22 protein-coding genes are annotated in these 24,431 nt (G+C 40.4%); 10 read left to right on the forward strand and 12 right to left on the reverse strand.

Going from position 1 to position 24,431, the window contains the following annotated elements:
- Positions 1-20: 20 nt before the first annotated feature.
- Positions 21-875: a cytidine deaminase gene (gene cdd / locus J8M00_RS01540; protein WP_211008612.1), complete on the forward strand. Its 855-nt coding sequence runs from the start codon at positions 21-23 to the stop codon at positions 873-875.
- A gap of 18 nt (positions 876-893) precedes the next feature.
- Here cdd and udp read toward each other — a convergent pair whose 3' ends face one another.
- Positions 894-1,658 carry a uridine phosphorylase gene (gene udp / locus J8M00_RS01545; RefSeq protein WP_211008613.1) on the reverse strand — a complete coding sequence of 255 codons (765 nt, stop codon included), beginning with the start codon at positions 1,656-1,658 and terminating at the stop codon, positions 894-896.
- Positions 1,659-1,916: 258 nt separating this feature from the next.
- On the opposite strand from udp, the gene J8M00_RS01550 reads away from it, so the two are divergent.
- The 3 genes from J8M00_RS01550 (at position 1,917) to J8M00_RS01560 (ending at position 4,975) form a co-directional block, all read left to right on the forward strand.
- The gene (locus J8M00_RS01550; protein ID WP_023397877.1) at positions 1,917-2,696 is read left to right on the forward strand and encodes a DUF2189 domain-containing protein; all 780 of its coding nucleotides are present in this window, start codon (positions 1,917-1,919) and stop codon (positions 2,694-2,696) included.
- A 284-nt stretch (positions 2,697-2,980) separates the two neighbouring features.
- Positions 2,981-4,093, forward strand: coding sequence for an arginase family protein (locus tag J8M00_RS01555; protein ID WP_211008614.1), 1,113 nt, complete (start codon positions 2,981-2,983; stop codon positions 4,091-4,093).
- A gap of 174 nt (positions 4,094-4,267) precedes the next feature.
- Positions 4,268-4,975, forward strand: a complete 708-nt coding sequence (locus J8M00_RS01560) for a transporter substrate-binding domain-containing protein (RefSeq protein ID WP_247687179.1) — start codon at positions 4,268-4,270, stop codon at positions 4,973-4,975.
- 37 nt (positions 4,976-5,012) lie between these two features.
- Here J8M00_RS01560 and J8M00_RS01565 read toward each other — a convergent pair whose 3' ends face one another.
- Both J8M00_RS01565 and J8M00_RS28665 read right to left on the reverse strand, forming a co-directional pair.
- Positions 5,013-5,267, reverse strand: coding sequence for a VF530 family DNA-binding protein (locus J8M00_RS01565; RefSeq protein ID WP_211008615.1), 255 nt, complete (start codon positions 5,265-5,267; stop codon positions 5,013-5,015).
- Between the two features lie 26 nt (positions 5,268-5,293).
- On the reverse strand, positions 5,294-5,590 hold the full coding sequence (locus J8M00_RS28665; protein ID WP_432652257.1) for a DUF1496 domain-containing protein: 297 nt from the start codon (positions 5,588-5,590) through the stop codon (positions 5,294-5,296).
- Between the two features lie 180 nt (positions 5,591-5,770).
- Here J8M00_RS28665 and J8M00_RS01575 point away from each other — a divergent pair, with 180 nt between their 5' ends.
- On the forward strand, positions 5,771-6,001 hold the full coding sequence (locus J8M00_RS01575; RefSeq protein ID WP_211008617.1) for a TIGR02647 family protein: 231 nt from the start codon (positions 5,771-5,773) through the stop codon (positions 5,999-6,001).
- 22 nt (positions 6,002-6,023) lie between these two features.
- Here the strand turns inward: J8M00_RS01575 and maiA are convergent, their stop codons facing one another.
- On the reverse strand, positions 6,024-6,650 hold the full coding sequence (gene maiA, locus J8M00_RS01580) for a maleylacetoacetate isomerase (RefSeq protein WP_211008618.1): 627 nt from the start codon (positions 6,648-6,650) through the stop codon (positions 6,024-6,026).
- 77 nt (positions 6,651-6,727) lie between these two features.
- Positions 6,728-8,023, reverse strand: a complete 1,296-nt coding sequence (gene hmgA / locus J8M00_RS01585; protein ID WP_211008619.1) for a homogentisate 1,2-dioxygenase — start codon at positions 8,021-8,023, stop codon at positions 6,728-6,730.
- Positions 8,024-8,141: 118 nt separating this feature from the next.
- Between hmgA and J8M00_RS01590 the strand changes: the two genes are divergently transcribed.
- Complete coding sequence (locus tag J8M00_RS01590) at positions 8,142-8,600, forward strand: MarR family winged helix-turn-helix transcriptional regulator (protein ID WP_211008620.1); 459 nt, start codon at positions 8,142-8,144, stop codon at positions 8,598-8,600.
- 450 nt (positions 8,601-9,050) lie between these two features.
- Here the strand turns inward: J8M00_RS01590 and J8M00_RS01595 are convergent, their stop codons facing one another.
- Both J8M00_RS01595 and J8M00_RS01600 read right to left on the reverse strand, forming a co-directional pair.
- Positions 9,051-12,260, reverse strand: coding sequence for a TonB-dependent receptor (locus J8M00_RS01595; protein ID WP_211008621.1), 3,210 nt, complete (start codon positions 12,258-12,260; stop codon positions 9,051-9,053).
- A 60-nt stretch (positions 12,261-12,320) separates the two neighbouring features.
- Complete coding sequence (locus J8M00_RS01600; RefSeq protein WP_211008622.1) at positions 12,321-13,157, reverse strand: S1/P1 nuclease; 837 nt, start codon at positions 13,155-13,157, stop codon at positions 12,321-12,323.
- 221 nt (positions 13,158-13,378) lie between these two features.
- Here J8M00_RS01600 and J8M00_RS01605 point away from each other — a divergent pair, with 221 nt between their 5' ends.
- The gene (locus J8M00_RS01605) at positions 13,379-14,269 is read left to right on the forward strand and encodes a hypothetical protein (protein WP_284138246.1); all 891 of its coding nucleotides are present in this window, start codon (positions 13,379-13,381) and stop codon (positions 14,267-14,269) included.
- Positions 14,266-15,189: a hypothetical protein gene (locus J8M00_RS01610; protein ID WP_211008623.1), complete on the forward strand. Its 924-nt coding sequence runs from the start codon at positions 14,266-14,268 to the stop codon at positions 15,187-15,189. The genes J8M00_RS01605 and J8M00_RS01610 overlap by 4 nt, the downstream gene beginning before the upstream one ends.
- 55 nt (positions 15,190-15,244) lie before the next feature.
- Here the strand turns inward: J8M00_RS01610 and ushA are convergent, their stop codons facing one another.
- Positions 15,245-16,828, reverse strand: a complete 1,584-nt coding sequence (gene ushA, locus J8M00_RS01615; RefSeq protein ID WP_211008624.1) for a bifunctional UDP-sugar hydrolase/5'-nucleotidase UshA — start codon at positions 16,826-16,828, stop codon at positions 15,245-15,247.
- A gap of 64 nt (positions 16,829-16,892) precedes the next feature.
- On the reverse strand, positions 16,893-17,081 hold the full coding sequence (locus J8M00_RS01620) for a hypothetical protein (protein WP_211008625.1): 189 nt from the start codon (positions 17,079-17,081) through the stop codon (positions 16,893-16,895).
- A 359-nt stretch (positions 17,082-17,440) separates the two neighbouring features.
- Here J8M00_RS01620 and J8M00_RS01625 point away from each other — a divergent pair, with 359 nt between their 5' ends.
- Both J8M00_RS01625 and J8M00_RS01630 read left to right on the forward strand, forming a co-directional pair.
- Entirely contained in the window at positions 17,441-20,305 is a 2,865-nt protein-coding gene (locus tag J8M00_RS01625; RefSeq protein ID WP_211008626.1) for an insulinase family protein, read from the forward strand.
- 120 nt (positions 20,306-20,425) lie between these two features.
- Positions 20,426-20,947 (forward strand): GNAT family N-acetyltransferase, encoded by a 522-nt coding sequence (locus J8M00_RS01630; RefSeq protein ID WP_211008627.1) that lies wholly within the window; start codon positions 20,426-20,428, stop codon positions 20,945-20,947.
- On the opposite strand, the gene J8M00_RS01635 is transcribed toward J8M00_RS01630, so the two are convergent.
- Genes J8M00_RS01635 through J8M00_RS01645 form a run of 3 tightly spaced genes read right to left on the reverse strand, consistent with a single transcriptional unit; the run spans position 20,928 to position 24,386 of the window.
- Complete coding sequence (locus J8M00_RS01635) at positions 20,928-21,530, reverse strand: PqiC family protein (RefSeq protein ID WP_211008628.1); 603 nt, start codon at positions 21,528-21,530, stop codon at positions 20,928-20,930. The genes J8M00_RS01630 and J8M00_RS01635 overlap by 20 nt on opposite strands.
- A complete protein-coding gene (pqiB, locus tag J8M00_RS01640) occupies positions 21,530-23,185 on the reverse strand; it encodes an intermembrane transport protein PqiB (protein ID WP_211008629.1) in 1,656 nt (551 codons plus the stop codon). The genes J8M00_RS01635 and pqiB overlap by 1 nt, the downstream gene beginning before the upstream one ends.
- On the reverse strand, positions 23,178-24,386 hold the full coding sequence (locus J8M00_RS01645; RefSeq protein ID WP_211008630.1) for a paraquat-inducible protein A: 1,209 nt from the start codon (positions 24,384-24,386) through the stop codon (positions 23,178-23,180). Before J8M00_RS01645 ends, pqiB begins: the two co-directional genes overlap by 8 nt.
- Between the last annotated feature and the right edge of the window lie 45 nt (positions 24,387-24,431).

Below are 24,431 nucleotides of genomic sequence, written 5' to 3' on the forward strand. Positions count from 1 at the left end.
TATTCTATAATAATTAAATTATGGTAATAATAGACAGCAAAATAGAAGAATATATTTACGATGTCGCTAAGCAAACACATGGTGTACTTAAGGCGAATGTCGTATCTGAACTTATCAGTCAACTCAATTGTGACAAAGAGCAACTTCAGCAGGCTTTGTTACCAATTGCAGCAAAATTTGCTCAAGCTCCTATCTCTTCCTTTTATGTTGGTGCTGTGGTTTTTGATAAAATTACGGGCTGCATGTATTTGGGCGCTAATTTAGAGTTTAAACGTCAGGCACTATCTTTGGTAGTTCATGCAGAGCAAGCTGCAATTAATAACGCATGGATAAATGGTGCGCAAGAAATCACTTCGATTGCCATTAACGCAGCACCCTGTGGATTTTGTCGTCAGTTTATGAATGAGCTGAGCTCGGCTGGTACTTTGTCAATACTACTACCAAATGGAAGATTTACCTTAACTGAGTTGTTGCCCTGTGACTTTGGTCCGAGTGATTTGGGTAATGGTGCGTCACTGATGTCAAATGAAGCGGCCGATGTTGATGTTAACTTACCTATATCCGACGCACTGAAGCAACACTTGCGTCATGCTTATGTGCCCTATACAAGCAATTTGAGTGCGGCAGAGCTGGTTTTGAAAGATGGGCGAGCTTTTTATGGCAGATACGCAGAAAATGCAGCTTACAGTCCTAGCCTATCACCCATGAGCAGCGTTTTAAGTCAATTGGCGCTATCTGGTATTAAGTTAGAAGATGCCAGCGTAGAGCGCATTACATTGGTAGAGAAAGCGGGTTTTGAAAATCAAAAATCCGTGGCACAAGCTGTATTGACCAACTTACAAGGCGCTGCGCCTTTGGAGTACCACGTATTTTAATCTAAAGTAGGCGCAAGCCTACTTTGATTGAGTAATAAGGATTTCGGCGGCTTTAATTACCACTGATACGGCACGCTTCTCAACCAGCTGGTGGTCAACATCAGGAATTTCTTGCCTTGTTCTATTTACTAACACGCCGGCTACACAAGCTGCTTTTAGGCCTAGAGCTGCACACATAGTGAATAGAGTCGCTGACTCCATTTCATAGTTCATGACATTAAGCTTTTGCCATTCTTCGCATGACCCTTGGAATGCTTTGGATACATAACCGGAGAAAGTGTCGTAACGCTCTTGTCCTGGGTAGAATGTGTCACTCGAAGCTGTAATACCTGTGTGATAAGGAACCTTCTCAAATTCACAAGCTTGCACCATAGCTTGAGTACTGTGAAAGTCCGAAACCGCCGGATACGCTAAAGGAGCAAAATGCTGGCTTGCACCATCTAGTCTCACTGATGCTGTACTGACTAGAATATCACCTTCATCAATATGTGGTTGAATAGCCCCTGTGGTTCCAATTCTTAGAAATGTTTTAATCCCGAGTTGAGCGAGCTCTTCTACAGCGATTGAAGTAGACGGGCCACCAATTCCTGTAGAGCATACAACCACTGGTTGCTCTTTAATTGTGGCTAGGTAAACATGAAACTCTCTCGTTTGTGCCAGACAAATCGCATTGTCTAACTGCTGGGCGATTCGTTTGGAGCGTTCAGGATCGCCTGGAACGATCGCTAGCTTAGCACCTTGAAGATCTGCTTGAGTTAATCCCAAGTGAAATACCTTTTCCATAAAAAACCTTTTTATGTTCTAAAACGTAATGGTTAAAGTTAAAGAGGTTTAAGTACAGGACACATGTCCTCTGAGCTAAACCAAGCTAACTGACTGGTTACTTATAAAACGAGCATGGTTTGATTACGGGTAAAGTTGTAACACAAAACCAATTTTTAACGAATTTGAAAACAAATATAACAGTGTACTATTGCAATGCTTGCATGTTAGGCCCAGCTCATCTAAACCTTAATATAGCAATGTAGAGAGGACACCTTTATGCCAACATCTCACTCGGTAGATAAAACCCCAGAATTCGCACGGTGCTTGGAAAGCAATCAAATTAGTGCACTAGCCCCTTTTCACTGGTTATCATTAGCTTGCAAAGACATTGTAAGGGCACCAATCCTGAGTCTAATATACGGGTTAGTATTTAGTATTATCCCCGCTTTTATTATGTGGCTTGTTTTTCAGTCTGGCACACACCTCGTTATTTTACCTGCTTCAGTAGCATTCGCTTTAATCGGTCCCGCGTTCGCAGCAGGCTTGTATGATGTTGCTTGGGAGTTAGAAAAAGGTCACAAGCCAACATTAATGCACAGTTTGAAGTCTATGTTTAGAAACCCCGCAGGAGAATGGGGGTTCGCCATTCTACTAATGGTTATCATGATAGTGTGGATGCGACTAGCGGCATTGATACATGCATTGTATCCGAATGTGCCAAACCCCAACTTTGAACAGCTATCAGCATTTCTAACACTCGGCTCCATTGTTGGTGGTGTATTGATGATGGCTGTTTTTGCAATCTCTGCATTTACGCCTCAAATTATGATGGAACGAAGAGTCGATATTATGACAGCGGTAGTGTCATCGATTCACGCGGTTGGTACTAATGTACCAGCCATGATCGTGTGGGGGTTGACCATAGTCACCATGGTGATAATAGGGTTTTTGACAGGCGCTGCTGGTTTCATCATTATTATGCCGCTACTTGCTTATGCCAGTTGGCATGGATATATCGCGATCATCAAGACCAAAAAGCCCAGAGGATACGAATAACTAGACATCTTCTGTGAATATTCAGCCGCTGGTGTATTTATGTGATTAGCATCCAGCGGTTGACTTATATTCCTACCATGTTATATCAGCGTTATTCTAATTGTAATTTTCTCGTAGGTCATTTTTACAATCAATTAAGTTATTGATTAAGCTAATTTTTGTTTGTAAGGGTTTTATTGTAATCAAACTCAAATTGGTCAAAAGTGAGCTGATTTCATTAGCGGGTTACGTTTTTGAAGTAGAGTTAATTTAGCATGATTATGCAAATTATTGAGGAGCACGCTATGAGCAACAGCAAATCACAATACCTTGAAAAACTAGAAAATTGTCTGTGCCCACCAGGTGATGGTGTATTCACTGTGAATACAGCTAAGGAGCGCAAAGAAGCACTGAGACAAAAGCTATATGGTCAAACTGAAGGCGTCGATGTCCTTTGGAAAGATTCATTGCAAAATATTGAAAACAGCGAACATAAAGCTGCTATTTTAGGTATTAGCTCTGATTGTGGCGGTGGTATTTTACGTGGCGCAAACTGGGGCCCACTATTTTTACGTAGCACACTAATTGAACAGCAGCCGCAAACAGCGGCGTTTGATTTAGGAGATGTGCGTGTTATTCCTCATTTACTACATGACAAGTATTTAAATGAAGGGACTATCTCTAATTGTCAGAAGGCCCTTTATCAAGACGAGAATAGCGAATATTTTGTAGCGCCTTTGTCGATCACCGAAGATGTGTGTGATGGCTTCTACAAGCATTACCCTGATAAAGGTGTGTTTGGTATTGGTGGTGACCACTCTATTAGCTACCCACTAACAAAGGCATATTTAAAAGCGAAAAGAGCACAAGGCAAACGCACTGCGATTATTCACTTTGATGCCCACACAGATTTGTTGGTTGAAAGACTAGGTATTGACCTATGTTTTGGCTCTTGGTGCACACATATTCTTGAGTTTTTACCAGCTCCTCATCACTTAATCCAATTTGGGATCCGCTCAAGCGGTAAAGCAAAGGAGCATTGGGAAGGTACGTTTGGCGTTAAGCAACACTGGGCCCATGAAATTCGAGAGCAAGGTGCTGATGCTATCGTTGCTGGTGTAATTGAGCAGCTTAAAGTGGACAATGTCGATGAGTTATATGTAAGCTTTGATATTGATGCGCTGGATGAAGAATTTGCTGCGGCAACAGGCACGCCTGAAACAGGTGGATTAACACCTGAAGAGGCTTTGATAATCCTTAAAGCTCTTGCAAAAGAGTTCCCGATCACTGGCGCGGATATGATGGAAATTGCGCCATTTACCGATAGCTCTCTTGCTGGTCAATCAAGCTCAGAAACCACCTTGAGAGAAGGTGCGAAGATTTCAGCGTTCTTAATTGATGCGATGAATAAAGCATAACTGAGATATTAAGAGGGGCTAATCAGCCCCTTTTCACTTTTTATTTTAATCCATTCTTACTTTACAAAATGCCTTATAGGCGCTGCTGATCAGCTCTTCGTGTTGTAATTTCACAGACCTGCAATTGTTACCTATAGTTTGTATTACTAAATGTGAAATGTTAGGAGATAAGTATTGTATCGATGGATGCTTGGATGCTGTTTATTAGTAACATTGAGTTTTGCTCATGCAAGTTATACCTTACATATTGTTACGGAGAACTTCCCACAATTTCAGTATATTAATGGAGAAGGGGAGCTAGTAGGTACTGCCGTGGACAAAGTAAAAGCAGTGTTGGATAAGTCAAAGATCAATTATCGGATCTCGGTAGAAACTTGGACTACAGCCTACAATACAGCTGCTCGAGATGAGAATACCTGTATCTTTTCTATGGCTAAAAATGAGCAACGAGGCGAAAAGTTCAATTGGGTGTTTCCCATTAGTAAGTTTATCACCTCTTTTTACGCTTTAAAGTCGTCTCAGATCTCGATTGATTCAATAGAAGAAGCCAAGCAATACAAAGTTGCCGTTATCAAAGATAACTACAGCCATCAGTTTTTAGTGAAAAATGGCTTTATCGAGGGATATAATCTCGTGCTTATCAACTCATTTGAGCGTGTTTTTGAGTTACTAGCAACACGACGTAAATTTGTTGACCTTGTGATATTAAGCGATGATCAGTTTGAGTTTAAAAGAAAACACGAGCCCGTAAGTGAATTGCTTGAACCTGTTTTGACGCTGCGTAACTTGGATATGGAATTATACTTTGCGTGCAACAAAGACTTGTCACCTCATGTGACAAAAAAAATAGTTAACAGTTATAAGCAACTGGGGTTTAAATAAAAAACAGCAAGAGGAGCTTTTCCCCTTACCTTAATTATTACTTCTTAGATTGAGGGTTGGATGGCCAGGCAAACCCGTGAAATGTATCTAGGTACAACTGCTCTACCTTTTCTCTAGCCCAAGGTGTTTTTCGCAAAAATTTTAGACTGGACTTTACGGAAGGGTCTTTCTTGAAGCAATTAATATTGACGATTTGCGCCATTTCTTCCCAACCTAGCTCAGATTCAAGCTTTTCAACAATGTCTTGTAATTTAACACCGTGCAGTGGATTATTTGGTTGTTGTGTACTCATATTTAAAACCTAATTTTCGCGACGCGCTAGTGTACTCGTATCTTACCTCTAAGATCTAGCCTTTTCGGCTCTCCATTCTCATCAAGCTTTAACCATACGAGTTGGCTTTGTGGCTGGTTGCCATATTTATGGCTACATACATATATGTGGTCAAACTGTTTTATCAAAGCGCCTTCGCTATACTGAGATGAATTAAACCAACAAACTCGCTGCGGAGAATCAATGAACACTCTTGGAGAGTTTTCTTTTGCATTAATCGGCAGACAACATAAAAAAATTATTAAAAATGATAAAAAATTGATCTTATACATGGCATTACTCATAGTCTGGGCTAATGTTTATTAGGTCGAAGTACGTTTATCGGCATTAAAGGTAGTGTTTACCTTAGCTAGCTTAAACGGCTGTTCTAAAGGATTGTCAGCGGCAATACCGTCTGACCAGTATATTTAAATGTAAGCACAAGTCATGCCCAATTGGTAGCTTGATTGTAATTAGGGGGAAGTATGGCATTTGACACTCAGTTGATGGCGGAGTTGGAACTATTGGCAAAATTTCCAAGGAGTAGTTTGCACCAAGGCCTTAAAATACACAGCAATGCGGATCAAAGTATTTTAGCTGCGGCAGAGCGGTTGTTTGCCAAAGGGGTGATAGATAGGCCCGATGGCGGTTATTTAACAGATTTGGGACACGATTTACTGGCTCATATTGACCAAGTTCATGGGGCATTAAAATAATACCCCATACATAAATACGTATTTAAGCTGCATCCGGTTGATTTTCGGGTGCCGCTTTAATAAAGGCCTCTAGAGTATTACAGTGCTCATAAACGGCTGCAATTTTAGGGAATTGTGACATATCCACCTTGAAGCGCAACGCGTTAAATACTTGCGGAACCAAACACAAATCTGCCAGTGTAGGTTGGTCACCAAAACAGAAAGGGCCGTCTGTGAGTGTTGGCTCTAATTTTTTGAACCCTTCAATGATCCAATGTTGATACCAAGTTGTCTTCTGTTCGTCAGTAACGTTTAGCTCACTGCTTAAGTATTTAAGAACACGTAAGTTATCAATAGGGTGGATATCACAGGCAATGGCATAACTAAAGTTACGAACTTGCGCTTTTTGCCATGGATCAGAAGGTAGAAGAGGTGTTTCTGGGTGCGTTTCTTCCAACCATTCCAAAATAGCCAAAGACTGTGCCAAAGTACCTTGCTCTGTCTCCATTGCTGGCAACAAGCCCTGCGGGTTTTTAGCTGTATATGGCGTCTGTTGCTGTTCCGACTTTAATAGGTTAACGGCTTCAAGCTGATGAACAATGCCTTTTAAATTAAGGGCAATTCTCACGCGGTACGCAGCAGATGAGCGAAAGTATGTATAAAGTTTCATGTTAAATCCTTATTCACGACAAAGGCCACAATAAAGTGGCCAATATAAAATATGATTGCTTAATGCATGTTATGCAATTATGCGCCCTTGAAATACTTCTTAATGCCTTTCCAGCAATCCGAGTAGTTAGGTTGGCGCTCTTTGCCTTCAAGTGCATATTTAGTTGGTGAAATTACATAGCGTGATTCAAACATAAAGGCCAATGTATTTTCATAGCGCTGTGGTTCAAGCTCTGCATTTGAGGCTTTTTCAAATACGTCAGCTTCTGGGCCGTGCGGAGACATACAGTTGTGCAAGCTCATACCGCCAGGCACAAAGCCGTGTTCTTTTGCGTCATATACACCCTCAATAAGACCCATAAACTCGCTCATAATATTACGGTGGTAATATGGTGGGCGGAACGTGTCTTCAGCAACCATCCATCGAGGAGGGAAAATCACAAAGTCGACATTTGCAACACCTTCTTGGCCTGATGGAGACGTTAATACTGTGAAGATTGATGGATCAGGGTGATCGAAGCTCACTGTATTTATTACATTAAAACGAGACAAGTCATATTTATATGGTGCGCTGTTACCTGTCCAAGCAACTACGTCTAGTGGTGAATGTCCGATATCGCAGCGGAATAGGTTACCATTAAATTTAGCTACAAGCTCAAAGTCGCCTTCAAGGTCTTCAAAAGCAGCTACTGGATACTGAAAATCGCGCTCGTTGGTGTAGCCATTGGCGCCGACAGGGCCGCGCTCAGGTAAAATATATGGATGACCGTAGTTTTCACAAATATATCCACGAACTTGTTCGCTGATTAGTTCAACACGGAACTTCAAACCTCGAGGAATAACAGCGATTTCGCCTGGTTTAATAGCAAGCTTGCCACACTCTGTGTGCAGTACAAGTTCGCCTTGTTGTGGGACGAACAATAACTCGCCGTCAGCGTTGTAGAAATATCTACCTTCCATCGATGCGTTTGCGACGTATACGTGAATGCCGATACCAACTTGGCCATTAGCACTACCATTGGCAGCCATAGTCACAAGGCCATCAATAAAGTCAGTTTTTTCTGCGGGTATTTCTACTGGGTTCCAACGCAGCATTGACGGTGGCGTTGGTACTTCAGTAATAGGACCTGTTCTTACCAGACCATTGTCCATTGGTTGGTATTCACCTTGTAATACAGATGGGCGTATACGGTAGAACCAGTTTCTGCGGTTTTCAGCACGCGGTGCTGTAAATGCAGTGGTATTGTATTGCTCCGCATATAGGTCGTATTTCACTTTTTGAGGTGAAAATTGTCCAACCGGTAATGCGCCGGGCAGGGCTTCGGTTTCAAATTCGTTACCAAATCCTGTCAAATAGTCGAATTCTGTACTCATTTTACGTAGACTCCATTGATGTTTCCTGTAAGATACTCTCATGTGAGAGTAATTGCAAACATCCTGATAAAGATGTACTGTAAATAAATAATTACAAAAGTGAGAGGTACTTTGCACCGTGAGTAAACCAACTATTTTAGATATTAGCCAGTTTTTACCTTATCAGTTGGTATCTTTATCCGCACAAGTGAGTGAAGACTTTGCTCAAGTTTATAATCAGGAAGCGGGACTCACACAAGCCCAATGGCGCGTACTGTCTCATGTGCTTAATATAGAGTTTGCAACGGCTAGGCAGATTTGTGAGCTGGCAAATATGGACAAATCAACCGTATCGCGCGCGATAAAACAGCTTGAAGAAAAAGGGTTAATCGGGTTGAACAAACATCCTGATGACAAACGCGCAACCGTTTTGCAGGCTACACCAAGTGGTATCAATTTATACGAGATGTTGACACCAAAGGCGAAGGAGTGGGAGCAGGCTTTATTGTCAAACTTTAGTGAGAGTGAAAAGGTTACCTTAAAAACCTTGATCGAAAAGCTTTCTCTGTCCGTTGAAAGAAAAGCGACAGGCAGATAACGTATTTGCTTTTACAATCATCGTAATTGCTTCGAGATAAAATGAAGCGCGTTTTTATGACTCATGTTCATAAACGACCTCCTCAAAACCTGTGTTGGTTTAAACTGCTTTGTCTACCCTTGATGCCACCTGTCTCTTGATAGCGATAGTAAAGTCATTGACCAGAGTTAAGGTTCTACTGCTTTTTTAACAAACCTAATTTATTTGCTGTGTATGAATAACGTGTCTACACGGCCTTTTATACAGCCCGTTTACTGGACGATTAGCTAAATCAGCCAACACTTTAAATATCTCTATGTTTGACTGAAGTCACACTAAAAGATGCTGCCGTCTTACTATGTGAGGCCTTAAATAGAGTCTGTAGAAAAGGATAATTAATCAGTAAGTAGCCAATAAAAAAGGCCAACATAAAGTTGGCCTTGACATCTAATTACATGTTTAAGTTAGATATTAGAATGTGTAACGAACACCGATTTTAGCGCGCCAAGCTGACTTGTTTTCATCGATTTCGTTGTAGTTACGTACATCCGCACCACCGAATTTATTGTCGATAATGATTCTGTCGTCGTCAGTTAGACCACCAAAGTCGTAGATACTTTGGTTAGGGAATCTCAAGCGTTCTTCTTGACCCCAGTCGCTATTTAGCATGTTCGCGAAGTTCTCGATCATGACATAAAACTGCGCTTTATGGTCTTTGTAGAAACCTGGGATCTCTTGTTTGAAGCTGACATCCATAGTTGTAACCCAAGGTTGTCTGAACGTGTTGCGGTCAAGGATCTGGCCACGCTCAGAGATACCTGCGCGGTTTAATAAAGTTTCAAGTTGTGACCAGCTGAAACCTTCAGCATATTCTACATTCTGATCATCAGGACCTGATGGAATGTATGCTAGGTATGCGCTATTCGAGTTGAAGTCACGAGTATCACCGTAGTCTCCATCTCTAAAGAAGCCCATAACATAGCTATATGGACGGCCTGAACGACGCTCGAAGAATAGGTTAAACTTAGAGTCATAGCCGTCGAAGAACTGAGTCGTGTAGCTAACATTCAGTTTTAAGCTGTGCTCAATTTCATAGTAACCAGTTGCAACGTGGTCAACGTTACGGCTTTGTGTGACTGCATGTTTATAGTTACTCTGCGCACGAGATGATGAACCTGGCGATACATCTTCAATGTCCTGATGTGTATAACTTGCAGACACGTATAGGCCGTTATCAAACTCTTTAGCTAGTGATGTACTGAAAATGATAGAACGAACATCTTCTGATGCATTTGTCATCATAATATCGAAGTTTTCAGCTGCATCGCCATCGTAGATTGACTCGTATTTAACGCGACCATCTTTAGAAGTGCCGTTAGACTTAAGTGCAGTGTTTTTCCAAATCGCTTCGTTTTCTTTGATGTGGTAAGAAAGCTCTGCTGACCATTTAAATCCATCGCCTAGTAGCTCTGAGTCAAACTCGTAGTCAAAACCTACTTGAGCTCGGATACTTGAAGGTAGTTCAAAATTAGGATCTGTATAGTTTGTGCTGCCAGCGCCTTTAGCTAGTGTTTCTTGTACACTTGCAGGAACAGAAGCAAAGCCTGCGTTGTTAACTCTTAGAGAGTCTGTTTGCGCACGGTTGTTGTTAACTTCTACATATTGGTCAACAACTGCATTAGAAGCTGTAACGTATGTTAGACCATCATTTTGGTAAGGGTTGTTATACCAAACATTTGGAATACCGCCTTGGAAACGACCAATACCACCATTAATTGTTAGTGCTTCAGTTGCATAGTACTTAAAGCCAATACGAGGAAGGATAATGTCGATGCCGTCTAAGTTCTCTTGGTTAGAGAAACCGTACGTTTCAGTAAATGCTGCATTCAATGTAGGTTTATCGCTTGAAGATAAACGCTCATAACGTAGACCAACATTTAATTCTAAATCGTCAGTTGGGTAGAACTTGTCTTCGATATATAGAGCAACTTGCTTACGAGTCGCGTCGTATGCCAAGTCATTTACATTATTTGTATATGCATTACGGTAAGAGAATTCGTCTAATGTACCAGTAGCGAAATCATCTAGAGAGTTGAATGTCCAAGAACCTTTTGTGTTCGCGCCGAATAAGTTATACAGGCGTAGGCTTTCTAATTGAGCACCGAAGTTAATTTCATGGTCACCGTAGAAGTAAGTACCATCAAAAGTGAACGTTGCTGTTTCAGTCTCAGAAATATTTGCGTGACGGAATTCATCGCGACCAAAGTTAAAGCTTGGTGAGCGGCCACCATCAATGTGAACTTCAACAGTACCTAAGTCTGAGTTATTCATACTTTCGCTTTTAACATCTTTATAAGCGAAGCCGATTTCAGTTGAGAAGCTATCAGTCCAATCTGAATAAACTTTTGTTGAGAAGTTATTGAATGACTTCTCTTCAGTGAAGCGACGAGAAGCGAGTAAAACCTCATCACCACCTTCAGAGTATTCACGATCTTGATTGTCATCTTGCCACTGGTAAGTGAAGTCTGCACGGTGTGCATCATTGACGTTCCAGCTTAACTTTACAAGTAGAGCATCGTTTGTACTTTCTGGATCACCACCTAGGCCACCATCTAAGCCATATGTGTTCTGTAAGATGCTGTTGAAGCGGTCAAAATCTGCTTGAGCAATATCGTGCTCATGAGTTGTGCCAGCACCTTCCCAACCATAAGAAAGTTCTTTAGTTTGAGTCCATGAGTTGTAGTTAACAAAGTAGAAAAGCTCATCTTTTAAGATTGCACCACCTGTACTAAAACCATAACGGTTTTCGTTCAGGATAGAATCATCAGAAACTGTTTCGTATGTACGGTGACCAGCTTCATCTCGCTCGCCTGCAATCTCGTTGATTGAATCCAATTTACCTGCAAGGCTCGGGTTCGAGAATTCGTAGAAGCCAGTGAACGTATAATCATTCGAACCTGACTTTGTAACCGCGTTAATTTGGCCACCACCGAAGTTACCTTTTTTAGCAGAAAACGGTGCTGCGTCGACAGAAACTTGCTCAATTGCGTCTAGTGCAACAGGCGGCTGTTGAGTAGGGTAGCCACCAGAGCTTAGGCCGAAGTCATCGTTTTGACCAATACCGTCAACAGTGAAGCTATTTGTTTTTGGGTTGTTACCAGCAATGGTTAATTCACCAGCGCCGTTTACAGAAGCTAGCGGGTTTAAACGAGCTACGTCTTTCAGGTCGTTGTTGAAACTAGGCATGTTTCTAATTGTTTCTTCACCAAACACGCTTGAAGAACCACCTGCTTGCTGAACAATTTTGTAACCTGAAATTGAGATAGTCTCAATTTTTTTTGGTTCTAACTGAGAAGTTACACGGCGAGTTTGGCCTAAGTCTAAGTAAATGTTGTTTAGCTCAGAGTCGCGGTAAGCGTCAGAGTCAAGGATAACCTTGTATGGACCGCCTACACGAAGACCTTTAGCAATGAATGCACCAGAGTCGTTAGTAACAAACTGGCTAACAGTACCAGTTGGTTCGTGAATGACAGTTACTTTAACGTTTGCGGCGGCATTGCCTTCAGGAGTAGTTACTTTACCTCGCATCGATGAAGATGTTTCAGAAGCAAAAGCTGAAGCAGACACGCCTAGGGCTAAGACTAAAGCACCAGCTACTTTAGTTAAGCGAACGTTTTTCATTATGTTGTTTCCCGTGTTATTAGGTTTATCAGTTAGTTTAAATATCATTTTTCAAAGCTTTTATTTATTAGCAAGCGCATTAACTAAAGGCTTTGAGTTTTTGTCAAAAATTTGATTTAGCAAACCAGCCAATCTATATCCACCTTGTTGGAGGCGTATTTTAATTGTCGGTGTGTGTTTATATATATAACCCCAACTTATTTCAGTTTCATTGCTTTCGTATATGTCCTCAGCAATTTTATTGGATTCCAATAACCAATCAGAAGGTGTGCTGTTTAAATAGTTAGCGATTAACTGTTTGTCTGAGGTAGTAATGAAGCGAGTAAATTCTGTGAAAGATAACTTTTGGTATTCCACTAGCTCCGTGTCAAAAACTTTATGAAGATTAGTAGACTTTCCAAAAAATTCTACATCAATTTTATTTCCGCCTAAATCTTCGGCTCGTCCAGCATGAAAAGGTTGGTGTGCGTCTCCAACTAAATGTACAAGGAACTTTAAAGCAAATTGTTTGTCTTTTATATCTGAGGAAGAGTTTTTAAGTACATTGGTGGTGAAATTGATACCATCAAGAATGTGTTTTACTTCTTCTTTGTTTGAGATAGCAGGGTTGCTGTGGCGATGCATATGCTCAGGTTTTTCAATATTGATGTAATGCCATTTACCTGATTGCTTTTTCCAAAAGTGTGCGGAGTCAGAGCGCATTTCATCCGGCCAAGTGGATACTTCAGCCAATGTGTCGTCACCAAGGATCAATTGAATATGGGATGAAGTAGCTGGCGTTAAATAACCCTGAGCTAACTCACCGATCACTCTGTGCCCATTTTGACCCCACGCAATAGTGGAACTACTCACCAAGCCAAGAGAGAGTGCAAAAACTTTAATTGAACCTCTAAACATCACTTACTCACCTAAATGTAAATCAGATAATTACCAAGTATTCTAATGAGGTCAATTGTCCGGGTTTTTAGTGAAAATAAAAGGAGTCAAGAGTATTCATAATTTCCTATTAATAAAGTTTTAAAATCAATTGTTTACGGTCTATTGGTAAAATTACCTATTGCAATAAGTAAAGAAAGTTGATCTAATAAGCCTGTAGGAAATAAAAGAATCTAATTGATGTGAAATACAATCTTAAATTAAGCAATAATACAACCATTGTTACAGTTTTGTTTCTATCTGTTTTGGCATGTTTTTACTTGGCAAAGGCGCTCAATAGCCCTTCTGTGGTAGTGCTTCCCAATTTGCTTGAAAAACATATTCAATGTCAAACTCGCTCTGTATCAAATACACAGTCGTTCAATGTGCATGTCCCGGTAAAAAAGTTAGCAGAAGCGCTAGCTCAAAAGCTATGCTCAGATCCTGTGCTAGCAAAACAGTTTGGTTTGGTTAATGTTTATTGGAGTGGCAACCTAGCGGAGCAAATAGATTTTATTGCCAAAGGCCTAGCAGACTTGACGTTATCAAAAGACAACGTGATGAAGGCTTTAATGGCAGAATCCACATACAGTTATAAGGCAGTTATTGGCTACCCCGAGTACACTTCGTTTTTTATATCTAATAGAGAAAAGCCTAAGCTGGAGAAAGCGTACTTTTTAGATAAAAAAATTGGGCTACTAGACTATCCGACTAGTCGCTCTGGCCATATTATGCCAAAGCAGACCTTCAAAGCTCTAGACATAGATATTGACGCGCTAAACATACAGTATGTGACGTCTCATAAAATTTTGCGCGATAAGCTTTCATCGGGAGAGTTAGATATTATAGCGACATATTGGAATGAAGACGACGAAGTCCATTTCTCAAAAAATTATATAACTCCAACAGGGAGTAATATCAGCGGTAGTAAATGGTATTTAAAAATGGTTAGTGACAACACTGAGCTTGCTTGTTCATTGCAAAGTCTATTGCATCATGTAGCCCAGGAGACTGGCTCAAGCTACTTTGATAGTGTTAATGAGTATTGGCAGTGTAATACGTTTCCTTATGAGTTTTTAGGAGAACGCGAATGAAGGAATTGAAAAAAGCGTTAGTGTTCTCTGTATATCTAATATTCTTTCTATTTGTTTTTATTACAATGTCCAAATATACAATTGATGATGTTGTATATCATGACCTGCAAGAGATTAAACTGAGAGTTTCGCTAGATAGGCACAAGCTACCATTAGCCGATCCTATGTTGAATTACTCAGGAGATCCAGAAGCACTCGAGGCATATATTGAGGGTGTGAACCACTATTTATTGCAGCAAAACAGCCGAGTAACGCTTGTTGCCATCTCGAATAAACCGATATCGCCAGCGAAAGGGGAGAGTGTTGAGCAGCTTGTAGCGCCTGGGAGTCGAACGTACTTATTATTAAAGGCGGACTACAGTCACAATTACGCTTTGCTTATCTTTCCGCTGATATTTGCAATGTTTAATTTTGCACTCCTAAAAAATATTTCGAGAATAAAGTATAAACAGCAGGTCCATGAAGATAAAAAGGTTATTTTACCTACTCTGGAAATTCTTAAAATTGATTTATACTCCAAAACATTACACCTTACCTCTAATACAGAACTAAAGGTGCAGTTAGCAAATAAACCCCTGTGCTTTTACCTAGCACTGCTCGAGTATTGTAAGACGTATCCTGAAGCGTCACTAAATCAAAACAAAGACTTGCCGGAAGAGTTATTGGACTTGGCAGACAAATATTTTCACCGTTTAGTTTCACTCGGACACACAATTAGAAAAAGACCTAACTTTTCGAATAGTCTCGAAAAAACGCTCAGTGAAATACGGGCTGCGCTTGATGAGCTGTTATCTGCAACTCCAGAATTAAAAGCTAAGTATTATCCACCTAAAGCACATGGTGAAGGGTCTCGCTCAAAACTCCATAGTTATGCTCTGACGAAAATAAATGAAGAAGACATAGAAATAATAGGTAAGTAAAGAGGGAGCATTCAGCTAGTCGCTTTATGCCCTCATCTTATATTCAAGTTTCAGGTTAAAGGTTACCTGTCTTTATTGGCGAATATTTTTCGATATAGGCTCTTAAGACTTGTGCGTCCGTACTGTCGGTATTTTGATAGCTTTCTTTTTCGGTAATAATCGGATAGCCATCGCCTCCTGCGGCATTGTAACTATTGATGCTCATTCTATAAATGCCATTGATATCAAATGGCTTACCATTAATTGTCTTAATATTGGCAAGGCCATTTTCAATACTAAAGTCGATTTTATGATACTGTAGGTAAGCACCTGCATCCGCTGGAAAGCTTCCTACGACACTAATGTAGTCCACTAATTCCGGCCCTTGCCAATCTATATATGCAACGCGATTTCTAAACGGGTGGACTTTTAAAATGTCTTTGTAGTTTACATCGCCTTTTTCTATGCTGGCGCGAATACCACCCCCACTGATGATGCCAAAGTCTGCTCCAACAGCTTCCGTTTGTGCATTGATGATAAGATCTGCCAACTTACTCTGGGTAAATCTAACTGTGTCTCTGCGGCCATCGAGGAAGTCATCTACATTACCGACCGCCCCTGCGAGTTTTTCTGCACCTTTTTCTTGGTAGGGAAGTAAGAAATTATATAGGCTTGTATCTTTTGTTATTTCGTTTGTGATGAAATTGCCTTGTTCATCTTTTAAGTTGACGGGAACTAGCTCGTAACTTAGTAGCTCTTTAATACCATTCTCAATCTTAAAGACTGCTTTTCCCACATATTTTCCCCACTCATGAGCTTGCATAATCCAAGTGCCATTTTGTCTGTCTGGCCAGCAAGCTTTACCTGGTGAAAATGAAGGATCTTGCTTACCAGTTTCATCTACGCAGATCGGTTCTTGAGAGTGACCACCAATAATCATATCTAAAGAGTTCGGGCTAAGATCCCTTGCCAAAGTAACGTCGCCTGGAGCATTTATTCCATGCTTGGCATCGTGGTAGTGGCCCATGTGCGTCACAGCAACGACTACATCAGGTTGATACGTTGATTTGATCATATCTACCAGAGGCTGTGTGGCGACTGCTGGCGTGATAAAATCCAAATGGCCGATATACTGTGGATTGGCGATTTTTGCGGTGTCGACTGTAGTCAACCCAATAACGGCTATTTTTAGTTGCCCTTTTTCGAGAATAGTGTACGCCTGATAAGCTGGCTTATTGGTTTCTTTGTCAATAATGTTGGCAGAGAGCAAAGGGAAATTAGACCACTTTATTTGCTTGTCTAGAACGCTCAATGGGTTGTCAAACTCGTGATTACCAATGGCCATTGCATCGTAACCAATAATACTCATCCCTTTAAAGTCGGGTTCAGCTACTTGTAAATCCGACTCGGGAACCCCCGTGTTTATATCCCCACCTGATAGCAAAATAACACTATGGCCTTGTTCTAAAGCGTCATTGCGTAATTGGTCGATAAGGGTTTTCCGTGCAGCCATACCATATTCACCATTCTCATTGTGCCAAAATCGACCATGGTTATCATTGGTATGTAGGACTGTTAAATATTGTGCATCGTCTTTTACTGACAGTAATTGGCATGCTGCTAAAAAACAAAGCAAAAACAAAGAAATAATTATGCGCATAAATTATTATAAAAATCTGAACTTATTTATGCGCGTAGTTTAAAGCAATTGCACGAAAATGACATTACAAAGTTGTGTGGTTTGCGGTATTGCGAGAACTTAGCACTGCCTCTTCTCTTCTGTTGAGTTCGTTTTTAGCAAAGCTCCGTTTTTTATGGTTAGTTTCAACCATCCAATTTAAAAAGCATGCGGGCAGTTTGCTATATGGTTCGCCTGCATGAATACCAAAATCACAAATTTGCTCTTCATTCATTTTTTAGCCCCTGTTGATTTTTATATACTTGCCTTGTAACGCCAGTTTGAGAACTGAGCGATTTGCACGCAGTGTAGAGTGTTTTTGACTTAAAAAAAACATTTTTAATCATAAAAATTAACTTTTCTGCTCATTGATTGGACTGGTTTTTTAAGTGGTGATAAAAAGATTCTTAGTTAAGAACTTTTGATAGCGTTACCTTGTCTATATTTAACAATCAGTTACACTTTTTTTTGGCTTGTGCTTGTACATATCGGACATTACTATCAGTATATGACAGTACATTCAAAGAGATAATCAAAGGCTATTTGCCTTGAGTATTGTTACTCGGCAAATACGCCCTTTATATTGGGAACTTTATGAAAAAACTAATGGCACTAGGCGCTATCTCGCTTGGCATTTTGACTGCGTGCTCGACGACGAGTTTCAACAACCAACCCGTACAACTTATTTCTGACCAGCTTGTGGTGAGTCCCAATGACGACCGCGCATACAAAGTACTGACCCTTGAAAATGGCATAGATGTTGTACTTGTTTCTGATCCTAGCGCTGAAAAATCAGCTGCTGCCCTTAGCGTTGGTGTTGGTTTGCTTCATGACCCTATGTCCCAGCAAGGAATGGCACACTACTTAGAGCATATGTTGTTTTTAGGTACTGAAAAATTTCCAGATCCAGATGGGTATGCGGAATTTGTGCAAAATAATGGCGGAGCCAATAACGCGTATACTTGGTTAGATGTGACCAACTATATGGTTAAAATAAATAATGATGCTTACGACGAGGCATTAGACCGTTTTTCAGACTTTTTTAAATCAGCAAAACTCTACCCTGAATATACCGATAAAGAGAAAAATGCTGTAAATGCAGAATGGTCGATGCGCAGAGAGATGGATTTTTTTGGGCAGTTCAAGTTGGCTAGGCAACTTTTAGGTGACCATCCGTCTAATCGGTTTTTGATAGGTAATTTGGAAACACTCGGTGACAAGAAGGATAGTAACCTACATCAAGAAACAGTCGCTTTCTATAATAAATACTATTCATCGAACATTATGAAGCTTGCGATGGTTTCAAATATGCCATTGGCAGAGATGGAACAAAAAGCGATAAAGCATTTTAGTACAATCAAAAATAAAAATATCGCCGAACCAGAAGTAACTAAAACCATAGACTTTAGTGAAGTAGGCAAAAAACGTATTCATTATCGACCGAATCAAGATGTTAAAGCGCTTAATGTCGAGTTTATAATTGAAAATAATATGTCTGATTTTGCTGTCAAACCTAACTATTTTGTAAGCTACTTGCTGAGCAATGAGATGCAGGGTAGTCCAGCACAAGTGTTGAAAGAGCAAGGATTAATTTCTTCGTTGACAGCAAACGCGTCGCCAAATCACTACGGTAATTACGGTGCATTGACAATTGATGTTCAATTAACTGATCAGGGTATGCAACAACGTGAAACCATAGTTGCAACAATTATGCAGTACATAAACCTCATTAAAGAGCAGGGGGTTGATAGTAAGTACTTCGAAGAGATAAGAACATCATTAAATAACCAATTTAGGTTCTTGGAGAAGAGTGATGAGTTCTCATATGTAAGTACATTGGCTGCTAATATGCAGGACTATCCATTAACACACGCTATTAATGCAAACTATCATTTTGCACAGTTTAACCCGAATGCAGTCGACAGAGTCCTACAACAGCTTAACTCGAATACAATGCGTGTTTGGTACATAAGTAAAGATGAACCTGTTGATAGCAAGCTTCACTTTTATGATGGAAAATATAAGGTTGAGCCTATCGGAGCAAGTGAAATAGAGTCTTGGTCTAAGCCAAGTCAGTTTGCTTTATCGTTACCGAGTGTCAATCGACTGCTTCCGGAAAACTTTGAGCTAAAAAGCTCGGAATCTAAAGTGGTTGAAAAGGTATATGAAGGCAAGCGTATACATGCGTGGCTTAAACCGAGCAAGCGTTTTGGTGAGCAACCAAAAGGGAAGTTAGAAATAGTTTTAAACAGCGCGTTGCCACTTAACGACATCAATACGCAGGTCGCCGCTAATCTTTGGGCTGATCTCTATGAAATTGAAAAAGCGAAGTTGATCACTGAAGCACACGTTGCAGGAATGGGCTTGGAGCTTAGTTACGCTAATGGTTTGGTAATGTCTGTTTCTGGTTTTACGGACAAGCAGCCAGTGTTAATAGAAAAAGCGCTTGAAGGGTTAGCTGTAACTCCAAACGAAAAACAGCTAGAGCAAGCAATTGATCGATATGTTCGCACACTACAAAATAAAGCAAAACAGATCCCATATTATCAAGTTTTTGGCGCATATAGACAGGTTACTCGAGAGGGGAGTTTTGACTCAGAGGCCTTGATTAAAGCAGCTAAAAGCATGACTACCAATGACTTTAAAAAAGCGCAAGGTGAATTGCTCAGTAATAACTTAGTGCGTGTATTTGGATACGGTAACTACAATAAGCAAGACATAACTAATGTTGTATCTCGTTTAGAGACCCATATAGGAAGCGAGGCAAGCCAAGTAGATTATGTTAGGGCTGGCTTTTGGCAGCCAAAACAAGGCGAAGTGATTGTCTTACAAAAAGATACTGACGTAGCTGACGTTGCTGTTATTGATGTTGTGGTACACCCGGAGCCTGGGTATGCACAGAAAGCAGCCGCATTGATCTTGAAGTCGCACTTACGGCAAAAAGCTTTCAATATACTGCGTACTGAAGAGCAGTTGGCTTATGCCGTAGGAGCTATAGCGACCAGTATTGATGAACACTCAGCAATAGCACTATTTATTCAAACACCAGTCAAAGACGTGAAGTCTATGCAAGCACGTTTTGACGCATTTAAGTTGGAATATGCAAAAGAGCTGGAAAATTTAACCGCAGCAGAGTTTGAGCAAATCAAAGCGTCGGCACTTGCGAACCTAAGGGAAGAGCCAAAGAACTTGGCAGAGGAAGCGCAGCCTATTCTGACGGACTGGTATAAAAATGAATTGTCATTTGACTCAAAAGAGCAATTAATCGCTGCGGCTGAACGGATCACAATGCAAGATATTAAATCTTATCTACATCACACACTGTTAAATGAGAGCGCCCCTAGGTTAAATATTCAATTGAGAGGCAATAAGTTTTCCGATAAACCATTTGCAGACTTACCTAATCAAAAGAAGATTAGCTCTCTAGAAGACTTGTATAAAAAAGTCAGTTACGAGTAAGCTCCAGTATTTGCTACTACGACATCTTCGATGTTGTGGTAGCAAAACTAATATAAAGCTAGGGTCTACAACAGAGGTTACAGCTTTGCAATGGAATAACAATATGTGTCAGGGGAGTTTATGATGCCTGGAAATATAATTACAGTGTCTGAAAGGTGTGAAATTAGAAAAGCGACGCTTGATAATGCTGATTTTATTATAAAGTTGCTCAATCAACAGAGCTTTATTGAGTATATTGGTGATAAGAAAGTAAACAACCACCAGACTGCGATTGAATATATCGAACGCTCTTTTTTATCTCCTTATAAAGAAGGTCTCAGTGCCCCATATATTGTTTATTTACAATCTGGGCAGGCCATTGGTGTTGCGGGGTTTTACCAGCGTCCTTATCTACAAGAGCCTGATTTAGGTTATGCGTTTTTAGATGAGTTTACAGGTCAAGGGTTAGCTTTTGAGACCTGTGAACAGCTTATCGCTATGGCGCGCAAACATCTAAACATAACCAAGCTACATGCGATAACAGATGTCCAAAATCACAACAGCAAAAAGTTATTAAATAGGCTCGGCTTTGAAGGCAACGGAAAGATTTATAGCCAGTCACCTACCAAAGCTGATTGTCTGTTTACTTATTATTTTGCCTGAGTTGGCCAGTAAGTATTTGCTCAACATCATTTAACAGTAGTAGCCAGTTGCTTTTATGAGCTGCTACTAAAGCATCGAAACCATCGTCCTGCAGCTGGTTTTCAAATGAAAATCGTTTTGTTTGAACTAAATGTGTATTGCCGTTTTGCAACTGGTAAAAATACAGATTACCACTGAGAATAGCACCTTTTTCATAGTGGCCTGCGTACTCATCTACTACAAGTTTTAAACTGTAACGGGTTGTATTTAAATCGCCTGCTAACGTCCTAGGAATTACCGTCAAGCCTCGATTATTTAAATAACTAAGAGTTAGCTGTGTCAGCATGCTTTCTGGATGTTCTGCCCAGAAGTGGAAGCTCGCAATATTAACAGTATTTGGTTGAGTAAACTGTACAAATGCCTGCTGGTTAGAAACGCCTAAAATAGATACCTGATCTAAGTAAATAGGTGTTTCTGGCGCACGAATTTGTTTTTCTATTGCCTCTGTCTGATCAGAGAATTTATAGTATTTGTGGCCACTTGAGTTACTGCTGCAGCCCATTATTAGCATTGCTAAAAGGCAAATTTGCAATGGCGATTTCATTAACGCTTCCTCGGCACAGGATCTTCGGACGCGTTTTTATCGAAAATCAGCATGTTAGGCTGCTCATTTAGCCCTTTAGTTACTGGCTTTAATGTGTTGGACAAGCTTTCTAGCTCACTCAGTGTATCGGTCAACTGATCCATCACGCCAGAGCCTTGCTGATAGGTTGACAGGGTTTTTTCAAATTGCTTTAAGCTTGATGTTAGCTGAGTCAACGTGCCCTGTAATTGAGTTAAATTCTTTTCCACTTTTTCTGGTACTTTTTTGTTGTTTAAATCTTTTATAAGCTGCTCAGTTTCAGCACCCAATTGCTTGTATGCAGTGAGCATGTCTGTGGCTTCAACTAAAGCTGCATCTAATGGCAAACCATTTAGTTTATTAAGCAGTGCCATAACCTGTTCAGATAAAGCCGTAAATCCACTCGGTACACTAGGTAATACAGGATAGACTGAGTGTTTGGCAATAGACTCCGGCTTGGCTGCACTATAAAAATCTAATTCTATATATACCGCACCGGTTAATAAATTACCACTTTTTAGCGATGCACGCAGCCCGTTTTCAATCCATTTTTCTATGTTTCCTTGCCAGTACTGTTTGGCCTGCTCATCTACTTCATAAATTCTGCCGTATTCTACCTTTATTAACACAGGAATCGATGTATTATTTTGCTGGAAGTATAAAGGTTGCCCATCTCGAACAAGCTGCGCAGGTACTTGCTCGACAGTGCCGATTCGCATTCCTCGATATTCGACAGGCGCGCCTGGCTTCAAGCCTTTAATGGATTGTTCAAATTCAACAAGGTAAAGATCAAATAAGTCAAATCGCCTTTCCAATGCAACAGCAAAGTTTTTATGTAATTTATACTGAGTGTACTGCTGTGCGATAGAGTCTGCGACAGAGTTGGGCGGGTAATCCACAGAGATCCCACCTTTGATCAATTTTGACAATGAACCAGTTGAAACTTTGATCCCTTCGGTGGACAAGTCGACTTCTACGCCTGAGTTAACCCAAAAAATCACATTGTTAGAGATGAGCTCGTCATAAGGGGAGTTAATAAAAACCCCGTAGTCCATTTCTAGTGTTTTTTCATTAAAACTGGCGGTTTCAACTTGCCCAATTTTGTAATTTCTAAAAAAGATGCCAGTACCAACGTCCAGCACTTCGGCGTTTGCCGCTTTTAATTTGTATCTAACACCTTCAATATCGGGGGCAATGAGTGCTGGCTGGTCTTGCATGGTAAAAAGATTAGCTAAGTTGCCTTGCTCACCAGGTAAAAGCTCTATGTAAACACCTGAAAGCAAAGTGTTTAATCCAGAGATCCCGGTTTCATCTACCCGTGGTTTTACGGTCCAAAATTTGGCGTCTTCAGTGAGCAAAGTATCATAGTCTTTAAATATGCGAATGGTCGCAATAACTGCGTTTTGCTCTATCTGTAATTTAAGAGACTCAACAATGCCAACTTGTACACTTCTGACTTTGACCTCAGTTTTTCCTGCAATGATGCCGTCGGCATTATCCATTTTTAGGAAAATAGTGTGGCCTTTATTAGATTGGTGTTGATAGAGCATCCATCCGGTTATTAAAACAGCGATAATAGGAACAATCCAAATGACAGAAAATTTAGGTTTGGATTCTATATAAGCTTTCTCATTCATGTTTATTTAAGTTATCCCACAATAGCCTAGGGTCGAAATGATTTACAGAGATTATTTGGCATAATACCATAGCGGTGAAAAACACAATACCTGATTGGGGTTCAACACTTAACACAGTACCAAGTTGTACCAGAGAAACCAATAAAATAACGACGAACACATCGATCATCGACCATTTTCCCATAAATTCAAGTGCTCTATACAGCTTGCTTGCCAATTTAGGCTGAGTGCATGCTTTTACTTGGTAAAGTAAATAAAAGAGGGCGATCCCTTTGATAATGGGAATACAAATACTGGCGACAAAGATAAGTATTGCAACAGGGTAGGAGCCAGCATGCCACATAACTTCAACACCACTGTAGATCGTTGCTTTGGTATGGAGTCCGAGGTTGATGGTGTCCATAATTGGAAGCGCCAAAGCAGGGATCAATAAAACCATGGCAGTTAACATCCATGCCGCGCTTTTTTCTAGCGAGTTGGTTTTGCGGAATTTTAACTTTGATGTGCATCGAGGGCAACGTGCCGCATTACTGAGTTGACCACAAACATGGCATTTCTTTAAGGACTGCTGTTGTGCTCTGGGCGCACAAGTTTGTTCATCTGGACAATAAGTTATTTGCTCTCTTTCCCAAAGCTGTTCTTTACTCAGCAAGGATAACGTTTCAATAAAGCATAAAACGAAGAGAATATAAGACCAAAAACCAAGCCCAACTTCTATTTCTGCAAACTCAGTCAATTTGAAAGCACTGATCAGCACAGCAACAAGAAAAATATCAGCAAGGTTAAGTGGCTTTAGTAGCATCAAAAGCCGTACTATGACGCGTGCATTGTGTGGGTTTAGGTGTTTCCATAGCGGAGAATGAGCCAACATAATAAGCACTAATGCAAGTAAAGGCATCAGCAAGATAGTAAAAGCGAGTAACCCGGCCAGTAGAGTACTAAAGTTGGTGGCGAGGAGTGAGATTGCTTCGATCAAGCTAATGGATTGTTTTAAACCATGTTGTGCATAAGAAATAAAATGAGGGTGCAAGCTCACTATCAAAAAAAGAATAGATGATAAACCAAACGCATTTATGCTCTGGTTGTAGTTGACCTGACAGTGAGCCAAGGTGTTTCCACAATGCGGACATATGGCTCTTTGATGCTTGTCCATGTGTGCGATAGACACTAAATAATCACAATGTTGGCAAGCAGTTATCACAATATAAAATCACAATAGAGATATATACCTCTATTGTGTTCCAGC

It is taken from the genome of Pseudoalteromonas luteoviolacea (genome assembly GCF_018100925.1).
Lineage (GTDB): Bacteria > Pseudomonadota > Gammaproteobacteria > Enterobacterales > Alteromonadaceae > Pseudoalteromonas > Pseudoalteromonas obscura.

Bases quoted from the DNA above. Each gene is read 5' to 3' on its own strand.
- cdd (WP_211008612.1), top strand. From the start codon at position 21: ATGGTAATAATAGACAGCAAAATAGAAGAATATATTTACGATGTCGCT.
- udp (WP_211008613.1), bottom strand. From the start codon at position 1,658: ATGGAAAAGGTATTTCACTTGGGATTAACTCAAGCAGATCTTCAAGGT.
- J8M00_RS01550 (WP_023397877.1), top strand. From the start codon at position 1,917: ATGCCAACATCTCACTCGGTAGATAAAACCCCAGAATTCGCACGGTGC.
- J8M00_RS01555 (WP_211008614.1), top strand. From the start codon at position 2,981: ATGAGCAACAGCAAATCACAATACCTTGAAAAACTAGAAAATTGTCTG.
- J8M00_RS01565 (WP_211008615.1), bottom strand. From the start codon at position 5,267: ATGAGTACACAACAACCAAATAATCCACTGCACGGTGTTAAATTACAA.
- J8M00_RS28665 (WP_432652257.1), bottom strand. From the start codon at position 5,590: ATGAGTAATGCCATGTATAAGATCAATTTTTTATCATTTTTAATAATT.
- J8M00_RS01575 (WP_211008617.1), top strand. From the start codon at position 5,771: ATGGCATTTGACACTCAGTTGATGGCGGAGTTGGAACTATTGGCAAAA.
- maiA (WP_211008618.1), bottom strand. From the start codon at position 6,650: ATGAAACTTTATACATACTTTCGCTCATCTGCTGCGTACCGCGTGAGA.
- hmgA (WP_211008619.1), bottom strand. From the start codon at position 8,023: ATGAGTACAGAATTCGACTATTTGACAGGATTTGGTAACGAATTTGAA.
- J8M00_RS01595 (WP_211008621.1), bottom strand. From the start codon at position 12,260: ATGAAAAACGTTCGCTTAACTAAAGTAGCTGGTGCTTTAGTCTTAGCC.
- J8M00_RS01600 (WP_211008622.1), bottom strand. From the start codon at position 13,157: ATGTTTAGAGGTTCAATTAAAGTTTTTGCACTCTCTCTTGGCTTGGTG.
- J8M00_RS01610 (WP_211008623.1), top strand. From the start codon at position 14,266: ATGAAGGAATTGAAAAAAGCGTTAGTGTTCTCTGTATATCTAATATTC.
- ushA (WP_211008624.1), bottom strand. From the start codon at position 16,828: ATGCGCATAATTATTTCTTTGTTTTTGCTTTGTTTTTTAGCAGCATGC.
- J8M00_RS01620 (WP_211008625.1), bottom strand. From the start codon at position 17,081: ATGAATGAAGAGCAAATTTGTGATTTTGGTATTCATGCAGGCGAACCA.
- J8M00_RS01625 (WP_211008626.1), top strand. From the start codon at position 17,441: ATGAAAAAACTAATGGCACTAGGCGCTATCTCGCTTGGCATTTTGACT.
- J8M00_RS01630 (WP_211008627.1), top strand. From the start codon at position 20,426: ATGATGCCTGGAAATATAATTACAGTGTCTGAAAGGTGTGAAATTAGA.
- J8M00_RS01635 (WP_211008628.1), bottom strand. From the start codon at position 21,530: ATGAAATCGCCATTGCAAATTTGCCTTTTAGCAATGCTAATAATGGGC.
- pqiB (WP_211008629.1), bottom strand. From the start codon at position 23,185: ATGAATGAGAAAGCTTATATAGAATCCAAACCTAAATTTTCTGTCATT.